Source organism: Paraclostridium sp. AKS73 (assembly GCF_025671395.1).
GTDB classification, from domain to species: Bacteria; Bacillota; Clostridia; order Peptostreptococcales; family Peptostreptococcaceae; genus Paraclostridium; species Paraclostridium benzoelyticum.
Window position 1 is genome coordinate 1 of record NZ_JAIXHU010000069.1, and the last position, 6,033, is coordinate 6,033.

Here is a 6,033-nt window from a genome sequence, read left to right on the forward strand (position 1 = left end):
ATATATTATTACTATATTTAGTACTAATATATACAGAGATACTTATTTTATTATTAAATTAATTATGCTATTAAGCACAGTCTATATTTTTGGAATATCAAGGCCTATACAGTTTTTTTTAGTATTTATAAGAGATATGGTAAAGAAAACTTATAGAAAAGAAGAAAGGGATGTAGATGGAAAAATAAGATTAATTGGTTTAGCAATGGTTAGTTTAGTCAATTTAGTTTTAGACTATACAATATTATTTTATGCACTACAGACAATTGGAAATGAGTTATTAAATATAGAGATGTTTAGCTGTAATATAGAAAATATAGTGGATATGCTGTACTATACTGCTGGTTTTGAGGACATAAATCCAGCGAGTTTTATAACAAAACTATTTGTTATGATGAAAGGTATAGCTATGTTTATGCTATTAACAGGCAACTTGGCTATATATCTATCTATAGAAAGCAAAAGTGAAGTAGATAACACTTAAAAATATAGCAAATCAAAAACCCTTATGCATGGAAAATATGTATAGGGGTTTTATATTATAAAAATTTCTGCTTAAATGTACTTGTTCAAAAAGGATAAAAATATAAATTAATATAGAAAAGTACTTAAAGAATAAAAGCTAAGAATAAGAATATATAACATACTAAATATTACTCCAGCGGATGATAAGTATCCAAAAATAAAAATTTAATAAAGATGTAGACTATTAAAACTACAATTGAAAAATTCACAGTTATTATATTTTGAGTTCGACAATAAATTGATGAATGCATATAGACTATCTAAAGATTAGAGTTTAGATAAAATATTTAGATAGTCACTTCAGATTCAAAGATATTAATCTATTCACTTACTATTAAAGAAGAAACTAATTATTTATGCTCTATATTAATTAATCCCCCTATGTAAAAAAAGCAGACGTAGGGGGATTGATATTTATAAAGAAGTTTCTCTTAAAACTAAACCTTCATTTCTTTCAAGTAGATGTCTAATAGACCATTCATTTTGGAATAACAATACTGGATTTCTATTTTTATCTTCAACTAGTATTGTATCCATTGTCATCGAAAGCTTATCTGAATTGAAAGTCTCAGGTTCAATCCAACGTATATAACGGTAAGATAGTGTATTCATCATCATCTCAACACCATACTCTTGCTTTAGACGATATTCTAAAACTTCAAACTGTAAGACTCCAACAACTCCTACTATAAGTTCTTCCATACCAAAGTTAGGTTGTTTGAATACTTGTATAGCACCTTCTTCTGCTAATTGTGTAATACCTTTTACAAATTGCTTTCGCTTAAGAGCATTCTTTGTAGAAACTCTTGCAAAATGTTCAGGAGCAAATTGTGGTATACCAGTGTACTCAAGCTTTGATTGTTTTTCACTTAAAGTATCACCAATATTAAATATACCTGGGTCGTGTATACCTATAATATCTCCTGGATAAGCTGTATCTATTATAACACGGTCTTGTGCCACAAACTGTTGTGGTTGAGAAAGTTTTATCTTCTTATTTCTTTGAACATGATTTACTGACATACCTTTTTCAAATTTACCAGAGCAAATTCTAAGGAATGCAATTCTATCTCTATGAGCTTTATCCATATTAGCTTGGATTTTAAATATAAATCCTGAGAAGTTATCAGAATTAGGGTCTATATCACCTAAGTTACTGCTACGAGGCATAGGTGGTGGTGTTATCTCTAAAAATGACTCTAAAAATGGTTCAACACCAAAGTTAGTAAGGGCACTTCCGAAGAATACAGGAGATAATTCACCATTTAATATTTTATCTAAATCAAAATTATCACCAGCTATATCTAAAAGTTCTATATCTTCTAGTAATTTTTCATGAAGAGCATCACCTAATAAAGTATTGAATTTTTCATCAGTTACCTCTCCAGTTATAGACTTAGCAATAGATTGTCCGTGGTTACCATCATCAAATAATTCTATTTGATTTTTATGACGGTTAAATACACCTCTAAATTCTTTACCAGAACCAATTGGCCAGTTTACTGGGCAAGAACGAATTCCTAATACATTTTCAATATCTTCAAGTAGTTCAAATGGGTCTTTTCCTTGACGGTCCATTTTATTTATGAATGTGAAAATTGGAATTCCTCTCATTTTACAAACGTGGAATAATTTCTTTGTTTGCTCCTCAACCCCTTTAGCAGAGTCAATAACCATTACTGCACAGTCTGCTGCCATAAGAGTTCTATAAGTATCCTCACTGAAATCTTGATGTCCTGGTGTGTCAAGAATGTTTATGCAAAAGTTGTTATATTCAAATTGAAGAACACTTGATGCAACAGATATACCTCTTTGTTTTTCAATTTCCATCCAGTCAGATACTGCATGTTTTTGAGATCTTCTTGATTTAACAGATCCTGCTTCACGAATTGCTCCACCATATAGTAGAAACTTTTCAGTTAATGTGGTTTTTCCTGCATCGGGATGGGAAATGATTGCGAAAGTTCTTCTTCTTTTAACTTCATCAATCAAGCTTAAATTTTGTTCTGTCATTTTTTATCATCCTTTATTTTAATTTTATGATTATCCAAATATAAAAAAACTATAACCCTATTGATATTATAATTTTATTGCAAAACTGTCAATATAGAAACGGACTAAATTATAGCAATAAGGAGATTTATTTAAGCTTTAAAATTAAATTAAAAGAATGATATTTTCTTTTGAATAAATAGAAAATATATTAAGTTGTAAGTAAATTTTTAGTATAATAGTACTTATTAAGGATTTTAAAGAAAGCTAAAAAAGAAAGAGGAAAAAGTAAATGAGATCTATAAATATACTAGAAGAAATTTCAGATGGAAAATTATATGATATTGAAGATATAGTAAAAGCAGATACATGTGGTTGTGATGGATGTAATGATTGTTGTCGTGATGTTGGAGAATTAGTAATTCTTACGCCTTTTGATGTATATGAAATGGTTACATATTTAGGAGTTGAATTTGATGAACTAGTAGGACAAAACATTGAATTACGTCAAAATAATAAAATTTTATTGCCATATTTAAAAATGAATGATGATAACAAAAACTGTAGCTTTTTAAATAAAGAAGGAAGATGTACTATTCACTCTAAACGCCCGAATATTTGTCGCTTATTTCCACTTGGAAGAGTATATAAAGATGATGATTTTAAGTACTTCTTACAGGTAGGAAACTGTCCCAAAGAAGATTTAAAGGATATAAAAGTAAGACAATGGGTAGGAATCGATAACTACGACGAGAATAAGAAATTTATATTAGAGTGGTATAAGTTTATTAAAGCACTAACTTTCCGCTTAAAGTTTGTGAGAGATGAAAAAGAAATTGAGGAAATTAATAAAACCTTATTAGATAACTGCTATCGTGTTGAAATAGAAGAAGGTAAAGATTTTTATTCTACATTTATGAAAAATCTACCTGAGGTAAAAAATAAACTAGGAATTATTTAGTTCAATTATATTAAGGCTGTAAATAGATTTATGAAAATATAAACTATTTACAGCTTTTTTTATAATTGAAATGTAACATATATGTAATATAAAAATGATAAATTTATATTTATTAAAAGGTAATAAAAAAGGAGAGAGAATTTGAAATTACTAAACAAAATATTTAAACTAATAATTTTAACAGTTACTATATGTTTGCTTATGTTTTCATATGCAAGATACATAGAGCCTTCTATGCTAAGGGTTAAAAATATAGATTTGAAAGTTAAAGATATAAAAGATTGTAGGGTTGTATTTTTTACAGATACACATTTTGGGAAACTATACTCTCAAAGTAATATAGATAAGATAGTTAAAAAGATAAATAATCAAAATCCAGATATTGTTATATTTGGAGGCGATCTTTTAGATAATTATGCAAGGGATTACTCTTTACTAGATACTGATAGTCTTCAGAATAGTTTAAGTAAAATTGAAGCAAAATACGGGAAGTATGCCGTGTTTGGAAATCACGATTATGGAGGTGGAGCTTCTAGAGTATATGAAAAATTTATGAGTGGAGGTGGATTTAAAGTTCTAAAAAACGAAAGTTCATATATAAATGATTTAAACTTAAACATAATTGGATATGATGATTATTTACTTGGAAATACTAAAAAATCTGATTACAAAATTGAAGAAAATAAATTTAATTTAGTAGTCACTCATGAACCAGATGTTGTAGAATTAATGACATCTTCAAGCGAGAATTTTATTCTAAGTGGGCATTCACATGGAGTTCAAGTAACTATCCCATTTCTAACAGATAAAATACTTCCAGTAGGAGCACATAAATATGTTAAAGGACTATACTCAGAAAAGAATGTAGGAATAAATGATAGTACAAAAATGTATGTTAGTAGCGGAATTGGAATGACAAGCATTCCGTTAAGGTTTTTAAATCCTCCAGAAATTGTAGTATTTAATATTTGAGCAAATTAGAATTCAGTTGTATTACATGGTAGAAAAATTTTATAGTAACTAAAAAAATCATATAACATAAAATAATATAATTGAAAAATCTAATTGGAGGATAACTATGAACAATTCAACTGAAAAAGTTATGGTAGATTTTGCAAATGGGAATGTAACTGGGGATAATTCAAAAGATGATGTGATTTTAATAGGTATTTCACCTTATAAAGGGAGTTCTTATGTAGATGAAATAGAGATTGTTTTAAATCAAGAAAATGGAAACTCTATATCCATTAAATTTCCATATAGTGGATATGATATGCAACTTTTTTTAGGGGATTTTACTGGGAATAATAGATCAGACATAATGGTAAGAGGAGGATTTGGAGGATCTGGAGGTTTTGAAATAGGGGTTATTTATAAATATGAAAATGGAAAATTAGTAGAGATTTTCAATCAAAATACATTTTATGATAACAATAAGTGTCAAGCATCATATAAAGAAAACTATAAGCTAAATATTAACTGTGGAGAAAATAAATACTCATTAAATTTAGCTGCAAGACCTAAAGACTATTTAAATTTAATATATACGCCTGATGGTAAAGTTAAGCCTACATATGAACCATATGTAGATGCTCCAAGTGCTATATTACCTACAAAGCAGATATATAATAATTTTTATGAACTTATTATTTTGCAAAGAGTAGTAGGAGTGGCAAATTCAGATACTTTAGCATCGATACAAACGTTATTGAGTTTAGAAGGCAGTAAAAATAATATAATATACAAAGGGTTATTATTTTTACCTGGCGAAGAGACTGAAAACTAAAATATTAATAATAAAAAAGCTGAAAATAGATTGGTATTTTCAGGCTTTTTTATGTTAGGTAAATTTTTATATTACAGATTAGATTTAAAATTTTCAAAACCTACCCGATCTATAAAATCTCTAAGTTTCTCTTTTGAATTAGCATTTGATTGATAATATTTAATAACACTTTTAAAAAGTTTATATGTGCTTTTTTCATCTAAGTCAGATGCTAGTACATATCCAGATTTAGGATTAGTTCCAGCACAACCTCCAACAGTTATAAACAGCTTACCATTTGAATCAGCTAAAATACCTATATCTTTAACATATGCACTTACACATGAGTTTTTACAGCTAGATATTGCTATTTTAGTTTTTGAAGGTAATTCTATACCGTAAAACTCATTTACTATTTTCATATATATACCTATTGTAGGGTATTTAGACATTCTACAAAAATTAGAAGTACAAACTGTTATATTTGTCAGCAAGTTTTTGCCTTTAGGAACACAATCAAAATTTAAATCGTCTATAACTCTTTGTAAATTTATTTCATCAATATTTATTATTGAAATTTTTTGGTTAGTTCCAATTTTAAGTACACCATTATATTTTTGTGCAATCTCACCTATATGAATTATATTTTCAGGTGATATGAATGGAGTTTTAAAATTTGGGGTTATAGTAAACTTATCTCTTGTACTTAAAGTTTTTGTTTTTAATAAATTTCTCCATATGTAAAAATCCTTTAATTTATTTTAATAATTTTTATATACTTTATATAATA

The 6,033-nt window shown here is 27.5% G+C and carries 6 protein-coding genes; 4 read left to right on the top strand and 2 right to left on the bottom strand.

The window, feature by feature from the left end; all coding sequences use genetic code 11:
- Nucleotides 1–136: 136 nt before the first annotated feature.
- The gene (locus LEQ07_RS19320) at nucleotides 137–484 is read left to right on the top strand and encodes a hypothetical protein (RefSeq protein WP_263331884.1); all 348 of its coding nucleotides are present in this window, start codon (nucleotides 137–139) and stop codon (nucleotides 482–484) included.
- 455 nt (nucleotides 485–939) lie between these two features.
- On the opposite strand, the gene LEQ07_RS19325 is transcribed toward LEQ07_RS19320, so the two are convergent.
- The gene (locus LEQ07_RS19325) at nucleotides 940–2,538 is read right to left on the bottom strand and encodes a peptide chain release factor 3 (protein WP_046824288.1); all 1,599 of its coding nucleotides are present in this window, start codon (nucleotides 2,536–2,538) and stop codon (nucleotides 940–942) included.
- A gap of 271 nt (nucleotides 2,539–2,809) precedes the next feature.
- Here LEQ07_RS19325 and LEQ07_RS19330 point away from each other — a divergent pair, with 271 nt between their 5' ends.
- From LEQ07_RS19330 to LEQ07_RS19340, 3 genes are all read left to right on the top strand, one after another.
- On the top strand, nucleotides 2,810–3,478 hold the full coding sequence (locus LEQ07_RS19330) for a YkgJ family cysteine cluster protein (RefSeq protein WP_263331885.1): 669 nt from the start codon (nucleotides 2,810–2,812) through the stop codon (nucleotides 3,476–3,478).
- 141 nt (nucleotides 3,479–3,619) lie between these two features.
- A complete protein-coding gene (locus LEQ07_RS19335) occupies nucleotides 3,620–4,450 on the top strand; it encodes a metallophosphoesterase (protein WP_263331886.1) in 831 nt (276 codons plus the stop codon).
- 106 nt (nucleotides 4,451–4,556) lie between these two features.
- Nucleotides 4,557–5,264 (top strand): hypothetical protein, encoded by a 708-nt coding sequence (locus LEQ07_RS19340; RefSeq protein WP_142730166.1) that lies wholly within the window; start codon nucleotides 4,557–4,559, stop codon nucleotides 5,262–5,264.
- Nucleotides 5,265–5,335: 71 nt separating this feature from the next.
- On the opposite strand, the gene LEQ07_RS23300 is transcribed toward LEQ07_RS19340, so the two are convergent.
- On the bottom strand, nucleotides 5,336–5,983 hold the full coding sequence (locus LEQ07_RS23300) for an NAD(P)/FAD-dependent oxidoreductase (RefSeq protein WP_442952444.1): 648 nt from the start codon (nucleotides 5,981–5,983) through the stop codon (nucleotides 5,336–5,338).
- Nucleotides 5,984–6,033: the final 50 nt, after the last annotated feature.